Annotated in this window: 18 protein-coding genes and 1 other RNA gene; 16 read left to right on the top strand and 3 right to left on the bottom strand. The window is 59.3% G+C overall.

Annotated elements, in window-relative coordinates:
- The 10 genes from ssrA to KBC96_14520 all read left to right on the top strand — a co-directional run.
- Positions 1–122: a transfer-messenger RNA gene (gene ssrA / locus KBC96_14565) on the top strand; the annotation flags it as partial.
- 27 nt (positions 123–149) lie between these two features.
- Positions 150–512, top strand: a complete 363-nt coding sequence (locus KBC96_14560; protein ID MBP6965616.1) for a hypothetical protein — start codon at positions 150–152, stop codon at positions 510–512.
- On the top strand, positions 496–1,128 hold the full coding sequence (locus KBC96_14555) for a nucleotidyl transferase AbiEii/AbiGii toxin family protein (GenBank protein MBP6965615.1): 633 nt from the start codon (positions 496–498) through the stop codon (positions 1,126–1,128). The genes KBC96_14560 and KBC96_14555 overlap by 17 nt, the downstream gene beginning before the upstream one ends.
- A gap of 136 nt (positions 1,129–1,264) precedes the next feature.
- Positions 1,265–2,353: a DUF1284 domain-containing protein gene (locus KBC96_14550; GenBank protein MBP6965614.1), complete on the top strand. Its 1,089-nt coding sequence runs from the start codon at positions 1,265–1,267 to the stop codon at positions 2,351–2,353.
- A gap of 37 nt (positions 2,354–2,390) precedes the next feature.
- On the top strand, positions 2,391–3,599 hold the full coding sequence (locus KBC96_14545) for a hypothetical protein (protein MBP6965613.1): 1,209 nt from the start codon (positions 2,391–2,393) through the stop codon (positions 3,597–3,599).
- A 57-nt stretch (positions 3,600–3,656) separates the two neighbouring features.
- Positions 3,657–4,022: a hypothetical protein gene (locus KBC96_14540; GenBank protein ID MBP6965612.1), complete on the top strand. Its 366-nt coding sequence runs from the start codon at positions 3,657–3,659 to the stop codon at positions 4,020–4,022.
- 46 nt (positions 4,023–4,068) lie between these two features.
- Positions 4,069–5,046, top strand: a complete 978-nt coding sequence (locus KBC96_14535; protein MBP6965611.1) for a hypothetical protein — start codon at positions 4,069–4,071, stop codon at positions 5,044–5,046.
- Positions 5,047–5,119: 73 nt separating this feature from the next.
- A complete protein-coding gene (locus tag KBC96_14530) occupies positions 5,120–5,611 on the top strand; it encodes a DinB family protein (GenBank protein MBP6965610.1) in 492 nt (163 codons plus the stop codon).
- A 60-nt stretch (positions 5,612–5,671) separates the two neighbouring features.
- Positions 5,672–6,244: a YdeI/OmpD-associated family protein gene (locus KBC96_14525; protein MBP6965609.1), complete on the top strand. Its 573-nt coding sequence runs from the start codon at positions 5,672–5,674 to the stop codon at positions 6,242–6,244.
- 302 nt (positions 6,245–6,546) lie between these two features.
- Entirely contained in the window at positions 6,547–7,134 is a 588-nt protein-coding gene (locus KBC96_14520; protein ID MBP6965608.1) for a PEP-CTERM sorting domain-containing protein, read from the top strand.
- Positions 7,135–7,270: 136 nt separating this feature from the next.
- On the opposite strand, the gene KBC96_14515 is transcribed toward KBC96_14520, so the two are convergent.
- Entirely contained in the window at positions 7,271–8,254 is a 984-nt protein-coding gene (locus KBC96_14515) for a hypothetical protein (GenBank protein MBP6965607.1), read from the bottom strand.
- A 188-nt stretch (positions 8,255–8,442) separates the two neighbouring features.
- Between KBC96_14515 and KBC96_14510 the strand changes: the two genes are divergently transcribed.
- On the top strand, positions 8,443–10,506 hold the full coding sequence (locus tag KBC96_14510; GenBank protein ID MBP6965606.1) for a PAS domain S-box protein: 2,064 nt from the start codon (positions 8,443–8,445) through the stop codon (positions 10,504–10,506).
- Positions 10,507–10,728: 222 nt separating this feature from the next.
- On the opposite strand, the gene KBC96_14505 is transcribed toward KBC96_14510, so the two are convergent.
- Positions 10,729–11,490 carry an isoprenylcysteine carboxylmethyltransferase family protein gene (locus KBC96_14505; GenBank protein ID MBP6965605.1) on the bottom strand — a complete coding sequence of 254 codons (762 nt, stop codon included), beginning with the start codon at positions 11,488–11,490 and terminating at the stop codon, positions 10,729–10,731.
- Positions 11,491–12,216, bottom strand: a complete 726-nt coding sequence (cmoA, locus tag KBC96_14500; GenBank protein ID MBP6965604.1) for a carboxy-S-adenosyl-L-methionine synthase CmoA — start codon at positions 12,214–12,216, stop codon at positions 11,491–11,493.
- Positions 12,217–12,422: 206 nt separating this feature from the next.
- Between cmoA and aqpZ the strand changes: the two genes are divergently transcribed.
- From aqpZ to KBC96_14475, 5 genes are all read left to right on the top strand, one after another.
- On the top strand, positions 12,423–13,115 hold the full coding sequence (gene aqpZ, locus KBC96_14495) for an aquaporin Z (protein MBP6965603.1): 693 nt from the start codon (positions 12,423–12,425) through the stop codon (positions 13,113–13,115).
- A 145-nt stretch (positions 13,116–13,260) separates the two neighbouring features.
- Positions 13,261–13,749, top strand: coding sequence for a transcriptional repressor (locus KBC96_14490; protein ID MBP6965602.1), 489 nt, complete (start codon positions 13,261–13,263; stop codon positions 13,747–13,749).
- The gene (locus KBC96_14485; protein ID MBP6965601.1) at positions 13,746–15,254 is read left to right on the top strand and encodes a catalase; all 1,509 of its coding nucleotides are present in this window, start codon (positions 13,746–13,748) and stop codon (positions 15,252–15,254) included. The genes KBC96_14490 and KBC96_14485 overlap by 4 nt, the downstream gene beginning before the upstream one ends.
- A 45-nt stretch (positions 15,255–15,299) precedes the next feature.
- Positions 15,300–15,998: a peroxiredoxin gene (locus KBC96_14480; GenBank protein ID MBP6965600.1), complete on the top strand. Its 699-nt coding sequence runs from the start codon at positions 15,300–15,302 to the stop codon at positions 15,996–15,998.
- A 365-nt stretch (positions 15,999–16,363) separates the two neighbouring features.
- Positions 16,364–16,841 (top strand): hypothetical protein (locus KBC96_14475; protein ID MBP6965599.1); only part of this gene is annotated, 478 nt, incomplete at its 3' end.

The following is a 16,841-nucleotide window of genomic DNA, read 5'->3' as shown; positions in this document are numbered from 1 at the left end:
CTGGCGCAGAGGTATCCCGCCCGAGGGAGACCGAAGCGCGAGAACCAAATCTCGGGATACGCTCGTAGATGCTCATGTGCGCTGTTCTCTGGACCGGGGTTCGAGTCCCCGCGCCTCCACCAAACAAACCTATGAAGGATGAGCGTCTGATGAATGACTCGTCCGCTTCAGGACTCTCTCTTCACCCATATCCCGAACTGCCGTCCAGCCTGGAGACGTTGTTCTGGGACTGCGACTTTTCATCCCTGAACTGGCAGAAGAACCGGAGCTTCATCATCCGCCGAATACTCGATCGCGGCGATTGGAGTGCGGTCACATGGCTTCGCGGCGCCGTGGGCGATATGGCGATTCGCGACTGGATGCTGGCAGAGGGCGGCGGCAAACTCGATTCTCGCAAGCTCAGGTTCTGGGGACTCATCCTGGACTTGCCGGCTTCGTCAGTTGATGAATGGGTCATGAAGGCGCGGCAGTCGAGTTGGCACAGGAGGGCACGCCGTGAGCTTCCACGATGAAGTTCTCAGCGAGGCGCAACGCTCAATACTGCCCGCCCTGGCTGCGTTCTCGACCGCAAACGGGTTCTACCTCGGCGGCGGCACTGCCGTCGCGCTGCACCTGGGCCATCGGAGATCCGTGGATTTCGACTGGTTCGCGCGTACCCCGATAGACGACCCGCTCGTGCTCGCGGAACTGGCGAGAAGAGCCGACCTGCCTCTCGAGAATGCCCGGATAGCACGCGGAACGCTCCACGGAGTGGTCAAGGGCGTTCAGGTGAGCTTCTTCGAATACCCCTATCCCGACATAGGCTCGCCCGGCAAGTGGCCTGAGTTCTCTGTCGAGTTGGCTTCTCTTGACGACCTCGCCTGCATGAAACTCGCCGCGATCGCTCAGCGAGGGGCTCGGAAGGACTTCGTTGACATCTACGCCATTGCGCTCGAACACAAGCCGATCGAGGAACTGCTCGCACTCTACCGCCGGAAGTACTCGGTGGATGACATCGGGCATGTGCTCGTGGGGCTGACATACTTCGACGATGCGGATGAGGAGCCTGAGCCCATGATGCTTCGGGATCTGTCGTGGGAAGAGATCAAGCGACAGCTCCGGAGATGGATCAGGGCTCTGGCGGGCTGAGGGGGAGACCGAAGCGCGAGAACCATGTCTCGGGATACGCGCGCAGATGCCCATGTGCGCTATTCTTTGGCCCGGGGTTCGAGTCCCCGCGCCTCCGCCGCAGCCTAGACAAATGCTCAACACAGTAGGTCCGCCTATGACTGCCAAATGTTCCACCAGCGAAGCCAAGACGCGCGCTGACGGAGAAGTGTTCGAGCTGAGAGCTCACCATCTGCTCTGCGCCATATGCGCGGCAGCCGGCGCTCAGAGACCTCCGTGCGGAAGCGTCGTGACGGATGCGATACGGGAGGCAATTCGCTCCCAGCCGTTCATACAACTCAAGCTGACTGCGGACCTCGACCTGGTGCGGTCGCATTTCCTGGACATAAACTCAGACTGTCACGCTCGGCTCCCGGACGATTTCCTGTCGCGCAGGGCAGACTACGCGAACAGAGCCAAGGACCTGGAGGTTCTCTGCAGGCTCGACATCCGCCCAAACACAGTTCACCCAGCCATAGATGTGCTGCGGGTGCTGTTCCTCAAGGTAGAGAGCCTCAAAGGAATATGCTACCAGGATTTCGAGCTGTCTCAGGATTGGCCTGTGTGCGAGTACGCTCGGACCGACTACTACAGACAGACTCGCGAGAAGGGCGGGCAGAGATGCTACTCCCTGGACGCATGTTGGAACCTCGGAGAGGACCTGCTAGGTTGCGGGCCCTACGCGCTTCTGCCCATAAGAACAAAAGAGGAGATGCGCACAGCCAAGGCGGAGTCCTGCAGGCGAATAGAGCAAGCGGACAGGCTGTTCATAAGGCCGCACCACCTGATGTGTCTGATGTGCCACTATGGTCTCGGCGATCTTGAGAATCCGCTCGATGTCGACAATCTGCACGAGATACTCGTCAAGATGCGGGACAACCCCAACATACCTGTTACGCTCAGTGAAGGCTGTTGCATGGTGTGCGATCCTTGCACGGCGTATGATCCGGACAAGCACATGTGCCTATGGATCTATACCAGGGACCAACTGAAGGATCTGCGGGTTCTGCAGAAGCTGGGCCTCAAACCAGGGGATACTGTTGGAGCACGAGAGCTTATGAATCTCTTGACAGGCAGGATCAAGACCGCCATGGAAATCTGCGGCCCGGATGTGTCTGTTCGCGAGTCCTACGTCTGGGCTCCCTGCTCGAGCGCTGAATCCGGGAATTACGAAAGGGCACGTAGTGTTGGACTCTTCGATAGTTAGTGCCAGCGCAGAGGATAGGTAGATCGTGAGACAGATCGTGTCTTTGTTGGCAGTGACGGCCGGTCTGATCTCCATCCTGGCTACAACCATGATTGCGGCAACGCTGGAGAGACCTACGCTTAGACCATCGGATTTTGCCATTATCCCGTGGGACGACGTGCCGGACGACTTGGATGTGCTTAAGGACATTCGCGAGTGCGGGTTCAACCTGGCGGGGTTCGCGCACGCGGAGGACCTGGATACGGTTAGCAAGGCAGGTCTCCAGTGCCTGGTGTATAGCAGTGTTGGCGACGCCGAGGCGAAACTCGATCAGGCTGAGATCGATCGGCGAGTAGAAGCCACAGTGAAGCGCGTAGGCAACCATAAGGCTGTGTTTGGCTATTCACTGCGCGACGAGCCGGCGGGAGATGTGTTCCCAGGATTGGCAAGGTGGGTGGCGGCATTCAGGAAGGCTACTCCAAACGCGCTGGCTTACATCAATCTACTCCCCAACTATGCGCCTACCGAATGGTACGGCGCCCCGACGTATGATGACTACATTGAGTCGTTCGTCAAAACTGTCCAGCCCCAGTTCCTCAGCTACGATTTCTACGCGCTGATGGACGATGGGACGGTGCGGGACGGCTACTTCCAGAACCTCGAGTCCACGCGCAAGGCATCGCTAGAGCACAACCTGCCGTTCTGGAACACCGTGTTATCCTGCGCGCATTTCCACTACGCGGAGCCCACACCCGCGGGCTTCCGTTTCCAGGCATACACGACCATGGCTTACGGCGGTCGCGGCATCAGCTACTTCACCTACTTTGGGAGAGATAGAGGCAACTATCGCCTGTCTCCAATCGACCCGTTCGGGCACAAGACTCCGACCTGGGATATGCTGCGTGACGTTAATATGCAGGTTCAGCGCCTCAGCCCGGTCTACGTCACTCTCAAGAGCATAAACGTGTTTCACCACCCCGAGGCGCCAGCGGGGTCCTCGGGCATATCGACAAGCAGGCTGCTGAAATCCGTGACCGGTGGAAACCTCCTGGTTGGTGAGTTCGAGGGGTCGGGCGGACAGCCCTACGTGATGGTGGTAAACAAGGACCTACACAAGTCCACTACATTCGGGATTACCTTCAAAGATGAAGGACAAGTTCAGAAGGTGGACGCATACAGTGGTAACACCTATGGCTTTGGAGGCGAAGGTTGCTGGCTCGCGCCGGGCCAGGGAGCACTGCTCTGCCTAGAGAAGAACGCCAAGTGAGTCGATCACTTTCTGCGGAGGGCACATCCCCTCCACCATACGATCTCAGGTGCAGCCATGACTAGGATTGCTCAGAGAACTAAGCAGGTACTCCTCCGAAAGTACCCGGACGGATGGCTACACGCAGGCTTTGCCTTCCTGCTCGGGACTTTCCTGGGCGTGATCGCTCTAGTGAACACCCGGGCGGAAGGTCTTGGCTCGGACGATTTCGTGTTTCGCCTTCTTCCCGCGTGGATGCTGGCGCTCGGCTTCTACGTTGGCGCATTCGCATTGCTCACAGCTCGGCGCTGGGGATTGCTGCTCCTCTGTGCGGCCTATTCCGCCGTTGCCGTGTTCTTCCTCAGAACCTACCTCATCATTCCGGCAGCGCTCTTCGGCTATCCTGCGTGGAGCTACTATAAGAGCTATCGAGAATCGTCGTGACGCGCATCGATCCGCTCGATCTACGTGACAGGAGTTCAATCAATAGATGACAGGTACCATCGATAAGGATTCTTATGCCTTCCGGAGGAACGTCATTCCCGGCTTGCGCAAGGTCGACTGGAGCGACGCGACAAGACAGAATGAGTTCGTCAACAGCGTTGTCTCGGCGCTCAACGGCGTGGGAGAGAACCTGGACTACGACTATGTGTGCGCGGTGTCGGGAAGCGCGTTCCGCACTTCCTTCTCAGTCGAGGGATGGAATCACGGCAACTATCACGTCATCAACACGCCGATCATCCTCGAGCACACGTTCAAGATGTTGGGGTACGAGGTATCTCAGCATGATTGCGGCGACTTCGAAACCGGCAGCAAGCTCATCATGGACAGCATTGACGGGGGTGTCCCTGTCATCACGCTCGATGGCGTAGTTCAGTTTGCCGACGCGTGTGTGATCTCCGGGTATGACGACGGCGGCCGCGTGTTGCTGGGGTGGAGTCCGTTCATGCACGTCGGCGACGATCATCCGGAAGCGCCCGATGAGACAGGCTATTTCAGGAAAACAGACGGACAGTGTCGGCGAATACTTATCATCGAGGGCAAGTGCGAGAAGCCGGACAAGCAGACCGTGTTGACGGAGACGCTTAAGCTGACCTCACGCCTTATTCGGGAGGAGAGCCTGGCGCCGGGCCAGCACAACGGCCTCGCCGCACACAGAGCTCTCGCCGACGCGCTGCTGACTCGCACTTGGGATGACAACTACCTCGTCTACATGAACGTGATGTGCAACTACAAGGAGTACCTCGACCGGCAGTACGCTGTGCGGTTCTTCTGCGATCACGGCAGGGCCGATCTGGCCGGCGCCTACGACGAGATAGCGGCACTCTGCGCAAAGCTGGGGCAGATCATCCCTCAAGACTTCTCAGCAGGTGACATGTTCAGCCACAAGGAGAAGCTGAGGCCGTACTGCGATACCCTGCTGCAGATATGTGATCTGGAAGAGAGAGTGCTCACTCTGCTTGATTGACCGCATAGCCGAGTTCCTCCAATGTCTGGAATGAGGTGCGACCCGCGCCCACGATACTTACGAAGGGACAACCATGGATACGCCATCCATCACTGACATCCTCCGACGGCAGCTCGAGCCGACGATCGAGATGCTTCACGACGTCATCGAGCAGTGCTCGGACGACTTCTGGGCGTCGAATGGACGGAATGCAGCCGTATGGCAGCACGTCTATCATGCGACCTTCTGGCTGAATGCCTGGGCACGAGACTGGACGACACCCTTCGAAAAGCCTCCATTCCACTCCGGTCAGGCACTTGAGCTGGAGACCGACGCTTGTCCAGTCATCACCATGGATCAGATGCGCGACTATCTGGGCAAGGTGGAGAGCGAGTGCATGTCGTTCCTTGACGGCCTCACGGACGAGACTCTGGTTGCCGAGGAGGAGGCGTTCGGACGCACATGGACGCCGGCCGACCGCATCCTGGCGCAGATTCGACACGTTCAGCACCATGTCGGGATGATCCACGCTGCAATCAAGGAAGCAAGTGGGGGATGTCCCAGGTGGATGGCCTTCAACGAGTGAATCCCGGCACCCGCGCCTTGCCACAGCGGGAGTATCCATTCTCATTACTGGAGGATTTCGATGGCGGTGAAGGATGCCCCGAAGTTGCAGTTCGCATCGCGAGAAGAATTCCGGGCATGGCTGGACGACCACTGCCTGTCGGTCCAGGGCGTCTGGCTGGTGTTCGGCAAGAAGGGTGGTCCCGACACGATACGGCCAGACGAGGCGTTGGAGGAAGCACTTTGCTTCGGATGGATCGACGGCCAGTTGAGAAGCATAGACGAGACAGTATATGTCAAGTACTTCGCCCAACGGCGCAGAGGGAGCAACTGGTCTGAGAAGAACAAGGGCCTGATCGACTCGATGGAGAGACAGGGCAGGATGACTGACTACGGCCGCGCCAAGGTCGAGGAGGCCAAAACGACCGGCAGGTGGGACTCTCCCGCGAACGCACCGGTGACTGACGAGGACGTCAACGTGCTCGCCCAGGCTCTCAAAGGAACGGAACCGGCGTGCTCGAACTTTCTGGCCATGTCTTCGTCGGTCCGGAGAACGTATGCCGGAGCGTACCGCGCCGCCGTCTCTGACGAAACCAGAGCACGACGCTTGGCGCAGTTCATAGAACGACTGAACAACAACCTGAAGCCGATGTGAGCGGAGAGGACAGCACGGATGAGCACCAACGCAGACTAGTATCTGCCGATGCGCGAAGTCTAACAAGGCTGAGGTCTATCAGCAAGGCAGCGACACTTGGCGTTGACGGGTTTGAGTTGAAGGGTATCCGTCTGCCGTGCCGCTGCACCCCATGATAGAGAGGCCGGCAGACTGGTAATATTACCTGTTTTTGGATCCTCCCAAGCTCATGCCGTGATGACGCCTCTTGACTAAGTTCCAGCGCATGATAATATGAGGAAGTGGGTGAGTTGCCGAAGAGCAGCGGCCCGGGAGGAGAAGAGATGAGAAAGATTATCCTCATAGTCGCACTGCTTGCGGCTGCTGCGGTGGCTCAAGCGGCGATGCAGACCTATTCAATCGTAGACTACCCTGCCTATCAGCTCGACACGATTACCGGTCTGACCGATCATGTATCGGGTACCATCGTTGCCGATCCGGCGACGGGGGTCATCGCTTCCGCCACATTCACACTCACGGGAGCGTCTTCTTACACCGTTGCATCGGCTGTGATCGATCCGTACTTCGTCCACATCAGCCCTACACAGATCACGCTGAGTCGGATCAACCCGTCGAATCCGATGGGCTACGGTAACCTCCGCCTGTCAGGCGCGACCCAGGTGAGCGGTTTCAATGCCGCGTTGCAGTGGTACGCGCCGGGCGATCCATTGGTTCCGGGCAGCATGAACTACGCAAGCTACATGGGGCAGGTCTACCTCAGCAAGAACCATCCGGTTGATTTCGGGACTGCAGGCGGACTGGGAGACAGCTATCCCTGGGTCATAGCGAACGTCGTCCCCGAGCCTTCCTCGCTCATCGGCTTGGCCGCAGGACTGATCACATTGGCCGGTCTGAGGCGGCGCAGGGCGTAGGACGAGCCTGCCCGGTATTGCACATCGAAATCAGAGCCCCCGGTGACTCGCATCGCCGGGGGCTCATTCAATTCTGGACCGGCGCGACACAGTGGACGCCTACGGCACGGTGCGGTGCAGACGCGGAAGAAACGGGCTACGCACTCTGTCGTCTCCTAACGAACTCGTGGATGAAGTCGAAGGCGAAGGTGAGTTCCTCGATGGTGCAGTGGTTCTGGATGAAGTGCGTCGTGCAGAAGAGCAGGCCGCCGTCCTTGAACATCGTGAGCATCCGCTCGATCTCGGACCGCAGGCGGTCGATTTTCCCGAAGCCGATCGTCGTCTGCACGTCGAGCCCGCCCATCACCGTGAACTTATCCATGTAGCGCGACCGGTAGACCCCGTAGTCCATCCCCGCAGACTCCTGGAACGGGTGCACCACGTCGTAGCCGATCTCCACGATGCCGTCGAGCACCGACATGTTGTTGCCGTCGGTGTGCAGGCTGACGTACGCACCCCTGCTCTTGACGGCGTCCACGACCTGCTTGTGGAATGGGAAGATGAGGGTCCGCCAGACGTCGGGACTGAACATCAGGGAGTGCTGAGCGCCCCAGTCGTCTGAGACGTGCACCATGTCCACGCCGAGGTCGAGGCAGTTCATCGCGAAGCGTTTGTTCCACTCAGCCTGGCGCGCGTAGATCTCCTGCAACTCGTCGGGGTACAGGAGCAGATACGCGAGGTGGTTCTCGATGCCGAAGGCGCCGTTCAGGGCCTCGAAGAAGCCGGGGGTCTGCATATAGACGAACCGCCCGCGCTCATCCTTGTGGTGACGCACGCCGTCGATCACCCCCTGGTAAGCTGCCATGTCGTCCGGATCGGCGGGAGACACGTCGAGCAGGTCAGGGGGCTCGATGTTGCCGCGGGACGGCTTGCCGGACTCCTCGACGATCTGCCAGTTGTAGGTCGAGGGGCCGCCGAAAAGATGAGCGTAGTCGAACTCGTAACGATCCTCGAACGCCTCGACCGAGCCGAACGCTTGCCTGATCTGCGGCTCCAGGTTGGCGCGCACCCACCCGTATACCGGCACTCGGTCCGGCCTGCGATGCTCGATGGTTTCGATGACACGTTCGCGTGACAGCATGTGTGCGTCTCCTCCGATGCAGCCATGATTTCTACTGAACACTACTGGAACCGTCCGGGAAATCCTCTGCCCGTTTGCCCGCAAGCAGGAAACGATCGCGATGCCTGGAACGGATGTTGGAGTCAGTCCGCGAATTTGGGTATTATTAGATATAGCCCGTGGCGATTTGCCGCAGAGGAGTCTCTGAGTTGGACGAACAGCGACTGCCTGGAGAGTCTCAGTGGATGCTGCAACTGGTGCTCGACACCATACCCGTGCGGGTCTTCTGGAAGGACAGGAACTGCGTCTTCCTGGGATGCAACCAGCTCTTCGCCTCCGACGCCGGGTTCTCAACCGTCGAAGACATCGTGGGCAAGACCGACTACGACGTCCCGTGGAAGGAACAGGCCGATCTCTATCAGGCCGACGACCGCGCGGTCATGGAGACGGGGACGCCCAAGCTTCACTACGAGGAGCCTCAGAGAACGCCTGACGGGCGGATCATCTGGCTGCGGACCAGCAAGATTCCGCTGCGGGACAGCGACGGGCACGTGATCGGCGTGATGGGCGTCTATGAAGATATCACCGAGCGGAAAGAGGCAGAGAACGCCCTGCGAATATCAGAGGAGAGATACCGCGAGCTGATCGAGAATACCAACAGCATAATACTGCGCTGGGGCCGCGACGGCACAGTCCGTTTCCTCAACGAGTTCGGCCAGAGCTTCTTCGGTTACAAAGAGAGAGAGATCGTCGGCCGGAACGTCATCGGCACGATAGTGTCGGAGACGGAGACGTCCGGGCGTGACCTTCGCGCAATGATCGCCGATATCCTGGCTCATCCCGAGCGCCACGAGACCAACGTGAACGAGAACATGCGCAAGGACGGCGAGCGGGTATGGATAGCCTGGACTAACAAACTCGTATTGAGCGAACAGGGAGATGTCACGGAGATACTGAGCGTGGGACTCGACATCACGGCGCGGAAGCATGCCGAGGACGCGCTTCACGAGAGCGAGGAGCGATACCGATCCATCTTCAACTCGAACGTGGACGCGTTCCTGCTCTTCGACATAGAAGGCCGCATCGTGGACACGAACGCCAGAGCGTGCGAGCTCTACGGATACTCGCGCAGGAAACTCATCGGTCTCTCCGGCAGAGACATCGTAGACCCCGGCCATTACCATATGTTCGAGAGCTTCGCCGGGACCGCCCTGGGCGAATGGTTTGCAGGGGAATCCCTGCATGTGCGCAGAGACGGCAAGAAGTTCGATGTGGAGGTACACGGCACCAGGCTGCGCGACGGCGGCAAGGAGCGACTGCTTGCGATCATTTTCGACGTCACCGAGCGAAACGAAACCAGGGAATCCATGAGGCTGTTCAGCGATGTGGTCCACAACATGCAGCTTGGACTGTACATCTACGAGTTGGAGGACCCGGAAGACGACCGCACCCTGAGGCTGACGGCGACAAACCCGGCATCAACGGCGAACATGGGATTGCGCCAGAGAGAGATTATCGGGAGATACATAGACGACGTGTTCCCGGACCTTCGCGACCAGGGCATTCCGCAACGGTTTGCGGACGTGGTGCGAACCGGGCGACCTTTCCGGGTGACAGAGTTCGCGTACTCGGATACGAATCTATCCCCAAAGTATTACTCCTTCCGAGTGTTCAGTCTCCCCGGCAGCCAGGTTGGGGTGCTGTTCGAGGATATCACCGATCAGGTGCAGGCCAGGGATGAGCGGCGCCGATTCTACCGAAAGACGATCGAGGCGGCGACCGAGGGCAAGCTGCTCATCTGCGATCGCGAGGAGATCAAGCAGATGGCCGGTCCGCCGATAGCCACGTCCGTTGTCAGGCGACCCGAAGATCTGGGCAGGGCGCGCCGCATGGTCGCGGAGATCGCGTCGGCCGAGGGCATGGACGAGACCAGGGTGTTCGACCTGGTTCTGTGCGCCGGTGAGGCCACAACCAACGCGATCAAACATGCCGACAAGGGAACAGCCACCGTCCACCGACGCGATGACGGCGCTCTGCTCGTAGTCGTCACGGACACCGGGCCGGGCATACAGGAGATAAACCTCCCGGACGTGGCGCTGAAAAGAGGCTACACGACCGCCGTATCGCTGGGCATGGGCTACAAAGCGATGATCTCGGTCGCCGACCAGGTTTACCTGGCCACAGGCCCGAAGGGCACGACGGTGGCCGTAGAGATGAGCCTGCATGCCAAACCGCCGCAGACCTCGAACCCGGTGTTGCCCGACACATGGTAGCCACGACATATCATCACGCCGCCCCAAGCCGGCCGGGCATCAAGGAACATGGCACCAGTCACATCAACGGATACTCTCGTCTGAGCCTTTGGGCGGCGATCTGCGAAGATGCCAACATGTCAACGGGATCGGAGAAAGGCAACTGCTGCAACACTCGCGGGGCGGGTCTGTGAGCTTACTGGTCGTCTCGCAGCCATGCATATACTTCTGCCCGGCACTAGGTCAGTCGGCCACGAGACGATGACTTCGCTTCAACTGGCCGATCGCGAGCCAGGCGACTGTGGCGAGTATCCAGGCTGCCAGTAGAAGCACCAATGGCGCCTGTTCTTGCTTGTAGGTGGAGTGAGCCAGCCGCTCATACCCGAGCAGGAACAGCAGCCATGATGTCCACGCGTAGGTCGAGCCGTACTCTCGAATCACGACCCTTGCCCATGAGAACGTCATTCCTCGAACGGTTTGGCGAAGGCCGCGCAGAGTCGGCAACCACCGTCTCACACGCCCGCAGTAGTCCTCGTACTCCTGACCGAATCGCCCGCGCAGATAAGCCTCCTCGGCCGCAGTGATGGCGGCGTACACGAGCAAGACAAACGGCACCCCAATGAGGTATACGAGCGGATTGTTGAAGACGATGAACAGGCCGAAGAAGACCATCATGTTGCCGACATAGAGGGGGTTGCGACAATGACTGAAGAACCCAGTTGTGACAAGACCCTCGGCGTAGACCTTCCCATCCTTGCCGCCGCGCACTATGTAAGCCAGGCCGATGACTATCGCACGCAGGGCCTGTCCGCCAAGTATGACTGCGATGCCAAGAACATCGAGCCACCTGTCCAGCGACTCGCTGCCCAGGGGATAGACCGGGCGATAGGCGATGACCAGCCCCAGCATGACCACCGCAAACATCCAGTTTCGGTGAAAGAAGAAGAAGTTCCCGAGGCTGACGAAAAGTCCGGAGCGCACTTCGTCGCCGTTCGTGCTCGTCACCTATTTCACCGCCACCATTCCACAGAAGTTGTACCAGCGGAAGAACTCTTCGCAGTATCTGAATCCCTCGCTGAGCAGGAGGTCCCTGTTCTCCTCCATCCTATACGGGATCAGCACGTTCTCCAACGCTTCGCGCTTCTGGGATATCTCCATCTCCGAGTACCCCTTGCGACGTTTCATATCGTAGTAGTACTTGATGAAGAGACGGTTGAAAAGGGAGTCTGAGTGGACGAGCTTCTCTATGAGAATGAGGCACCCATTCTCGTTTAGCCCATTGGCGACCTCTCTTATCACATGCTGGCGGTAGAGGGGACGCACGAACTGCAGCGTCAGGATCATCACGACTACCGAGGCATTCTCAATGAGCAATCCCTTGTTCAGATCGGCTTCGATGAACTCGTAGGCGTGGGCTAGATGATGTTCTTTCATCTTCTCATCCGCCTTCTTGATCATCTCGCTCGAGTTGTCTATGCCAACGAACTTCACGCCCGGACTGACCAGCGGGTCCAGATACAGGAATGTAGTGCCGGTCGCGCAGCCAAGATCGTAGAGGTTCGTTCCGTCAACGGCAAAATCCACCGCCATCTCCCCGGTCATGCGCTGAAGCTCTTCATAGAATGGCACCGAGCGGCTGACCATGTCGTCGAAGACGGTCGTCACGGTCTCATCGAACTTGAAATCACTATTCATATCGCGCGGTTTCGCGAAAACTTCATCCTTTGCCATAGATTTCTCCTGTCTTCATGCGCTTGGCGGCCTCTCCGAACAGGGGAGCGCGACCGCCCGGCGTTACCCCTGTATTGTTCGCGTCATGTCAATACCGTTCCTTCACGAAGCGAGTGCCGACATCATGCGGCTCTCACAGGAAGCAGGAGATTCCGCCTGCCCGCCGAATACCGGGACTAGGACTTCGATACAAAGGAGGTTACCGAATGAGCATCGGCAAGCGTCTCTTTGCGGAGTGCATCGGCACTTTCTGGCTTGTGCTGGGCGGGACCGGCAGCGCGGTTCTCGCCGCGGCCTTCCCCGGTGTGGGAATCGGCCTGCTTGGGGTCTCACTGGCGTTCGGACTGACCCTGCTGACGATGGCATATGCCATCGGGCGGATTTCCGGATGCCACATAAACCCGGCCGTCACAGTCGGATTGGCGGTAGCAAAGAAGTTCCCGTGGAAGGATGTACCGGGCTACGTCATCTTCCAGGTGATCGGCGGGATCGCGGCGTCGGCGGTGCTGTATGCAATCGCAAGCGGCGGTCCGGAGTTCAGTATCGCGGGGGCGCTCGCGGCGAACGGCTATGCCGGGCACTCGCCGGGTCAGTACACCATGGTGGCGTGCCTCATCGCCGAGATCGTAATGACCTTCATGTTCCTGCTGGTCATCCTCAAGACGACAGAGAAAACGGCCCCGGCGGGGTTTGCGCCGATCCCCATCGGCTTGATGCTGACCCTGATACACCTCATCAGCATTCCCGTGACGAACACATCTGTGAACCCCGCTCGAAGCACGGGACCCGCAGTGATCGCAGGCGGATGGGCGCTCGAACAACTCTGGTTCTTCTGGGTCTTCCCGATTCTGGGAGCAATCCTGGCAGGACTGGTCTACGGGGCGCTGAAGGAAGACTGATATCTTCCCAGATGTTCCCACATGATGGCCGCCCACTGCTGCGACGGGCGGCCTCTGCTTTCCATCCTGGATCGCGCCATATCAGAGCTTGACAAGAATTATAGTTTCTGTTACTATTTCGTAATAAATCCTATCAAGCTCATCTATGGCCGAAGAAGACACGAGAGTCGAGAGCGCGGTCGAACGCTTCCAGGAAGCCTGCAGGCGGGTCGGCGCGAAGGTGACCCATCAGCGGCTGGTCGTTCTGAGATCGGTTGTTGAGAGAAACGACCACCCGGACGCGGAGGCCGTCTATGAGTCGGTGCGCAAGGAGATGCCAACCATCTCACTTGACACCGTTTATCGCACACTCTGGTTTCTGAGGGACCTCGGCATCCTCTCCACGGTAGGACCTCCTAGAGACAGGGTTCGTTTCGACCCGGACACCAGCACCCATCACCACTTCGTATGCGCGCGCTGCGGGACAGCTCACGACTTCCGCAATCCCGAGTTTGACGAACTCGCGGTGCCACCGGAGATCGTTGCGCTCGGAAGGGTCGAGACCTCTCACGTGGAGTTGAGAGGGCTATGCACAGGCTGTCTGGGCAATGAAGGCAGGCAAGACATCAATGGATTGAAAGGAGTAGGATCATGAAAGAGAACGAGAGACTCACCACGGGTTTCGGAGCGCCCGTTGACAACGACCTCAACTCCGCAACGGCCGGCGAGAAGGGCCCGGTGTTGATCCAGGACGCGCACCTGACGGAGAAGCTGGCACACTTCGACCGGGAACGGATTCCCGAGCGCGTCGTTCACGCCAAGGGGGCGGGCGCCTACGGGTACTTCGAGGTGACCAAGGACGTCACGAACTACACGCGGGCGAAGTTCCTCTCGGCGATCGGGAAGAAGACCGAGGTCTTCCTCCGCTTCTCCACCGTGGGCGGCGAGAAGGGCTCAGCGGACTCCGAGCGCGACCCCCGCGGGTTCGCGATCAAGTTCTACACCGAGGAAGGCAACTACGACATGGTCGGCAACAACACGCCTGTCTTCTTCATCCGCGACCCGATGAAGTTCCCGGACTTCATCCACACCCAGAAGAGGAATCCGGCGACGAACCTCAAGGATCCGGACATGTTCTGGGACTTCCTCTCGCTGACGCCGGAGTCCATCCATCAGGTGACGATACTCTTCTCGGATCGGGGAACTCCCCGGAGTTACCGCCACATGAACGGATACAGCAGCCACACATATATGTGGTACAACGAGAAGGGCGAATGCGTCTGGGTGCAGCTTCACTTCAAGACCGAGCAGGGAATACGAAACTTCACCGGTCCGGAGGCCGACGCGATGCGCGGCATAGACCCGGACGTCGCGACCCGCGACCTCCATGATGCCATCGCCCGGGGGGAATACCCGTCGTGGAGGATGGAGGTCCAGATCATGACTCCGGAGCAGGCGAAGACCTACCGTTTCGACCCGTTCGACATCACCAAGGTGTGGCCGCACGCGGATTTCCCGCCGATCGAGATCGGGCGGCTGGTGCTGAACCGCAACCCCGAGAACTACTTCGCCGAGGTCGAGCAGGCGGCGTTCTCGCCCGCGAACTTCGTTCCGGGCATCGGACCATCGCCGGACAAGATGCTGCAGGGACGGCTCTTCAGCTACCACGACACGCACCGGCACAGGCTCGGCCCGAACTACCATCTGCTGCCCGTCAATGCTCCGAGAGCGTGCGAGATGAACAGCTACCAGCGCGACGGGGCGATGCGCCTCGACGACAACGGTGGCGGCGGCCCGAATTACTGGCCGAACAGCTTCGGCGGCGCTTCTCCGGATCCAAGCGTCGCTCCCCCAGCGATTGACGTAGCCGGCATGGCGGGCCGCCATGCCTACACCCTCGGAGACGTGGACTTCGTTCAGGCGGGCGCGCTCTACGGCAAGGTCATGACCGATGAGGACCGCGCGCACCTGATCGGCAACATCGTCGGCCACCTGAAAAACGCGCAGAAGCGGATCCAGCTTCGACAGACCGCGCTGTTCTACAAGGCAGATCCGGACTACGGCAAGAGAGTGGCCGAGGGGTTGGGGCTCAGCCCCGAAGAAGTGAAGGAGCTTGCGGCGATGTCGCAGGAAGACAGGGTCAAGGCGACCTCGACCTGACCCGAATGGCGAAGCGACGAAGCTTCGTCGAGAAAGGATGACACAATGAACGAGACAGCAGAGACGAAATGCGACTGCATCAGGATGCCCCTGATCGGGGACGATGCCCCGGCGTTTGAGGCCGAGACCACCCAAGGGCACATAAGGTTCCCCGACGACTACAGAGGCAAGTGGGTGATACTGTTCAGCCATCCGGCGGACTTCACCCCGGTGTGCACGACCGAGTTCATGACGTTTGCGAAGATCGAGCCTGAACTGAAGGCCCTCAACTGCGAGCTGATAGGACTCTCGATTGACAGCACGTTCAGCCATATCGCGTGGCTGAGGACAATCAAGGAGAAGATCAAGTACAGGGGCATGGAGAACATGGAGATCACGTATCCCGTGATCAGCGACATCAAGATGGATGTAGCCAAGAAGTTCGGCATGGTCCAACCGTCCTCCAGCGACTCGCAGGCAGTCCGGGCGGTCTTCTTCATTGACCCGAAGGCGAAAGTCAGGGCGCTGTTCTACTACCCATCGTCAAGCGGCAGGAACTTCGACGAGATCAAGCGGCTGCTGATCGCCATGCAGACCGCGGATGCGAATCAGTGCGCGACGCCGGCGGACTGGCGCCCGGGCGACGACGTGATAGTCCCGCCTCCGGGATCGTGCGGGGTCGCCAAGGATCGCGTCGAGCAGGCCGGCGACGACTACTACTGCCTCGACTGGTTCATGTGCCTGAAGAAGCTGCCCATGGGCTAGGAGCCTGGCCTCGCCGAATGACAATCGGCCCCCGGGACCGCGAAGATGTTTCCACGGTTCGGGGGGCCGATTGTGCGAGCAGTTCATCCGCACCGGAGACCCCGCGGTGATCGTCCTCTGCAAAAAAACCGCAAAAAAAGTTCCGAGCACCATGAAGGAATAAGCTCTGCCGTGCCAGAATAAGGATGAGGTTGATTGTTGGGTCTTCACGCCGGCAATACTTGCACGGAGGTGATGAACGGACAGTCGAATACGGGTTTCCGCTCGGCATGAGGACCAGACGGTCACTGACCGGCCAGGCAGCGGGAAACATGGATACCGCTCAAGGAGCCGGGTCACCAAACTCCAAGGAGGAATTGACAGGCATGAGCAAGGTACTTACGATCGTATTGTGCATCGCGCTGTGCATATGCGCAGTGGCGGCCACCGCCCAGGAGGGCATGAAGGGCCGAGTCGAGGCGACAGGAGCATTCGCATACGTGAATGTCTCCGACCTGGACTTGATGGTATTGGCAGCCACCTACGGCAAGTTCGTGACGCCGCAGGTCGAGGCCGGTCTCGGAGTGATCTGGGCGGACCTCGACGGCGACTCGATCTGGGGGCTTGCGCCGCAGTTGGCCTATCACTTCGTGCCGGAGGAGCCGTCCAAGACGGTCCCGTTCGTCGCCGCTTCGTACCTGTATCTGGACACCCCTGGCGACAACTACGACACGTGGAGCGTATCCGGTGGGATGAAGTTCTTCCTGGACGGCGACTACACGGATGCCAACCAGGCGATCACCGCCGAAGTGCGATACGTCAATGACGTTATGGGAGAAGACGTGCTGGCAGTCATGGCCGGCT

It is taken from the genome of Armatimonadota bacterium, from assembly GCA_017993055.1.
Lineage (GTDB): Bacteria > Armatimonadota > UBA5829 > DTJY01 > DTJY01 > JAGONM01.
This window is presented reverse-complemented; position numbering and strand designations above follow the sequence as displayed.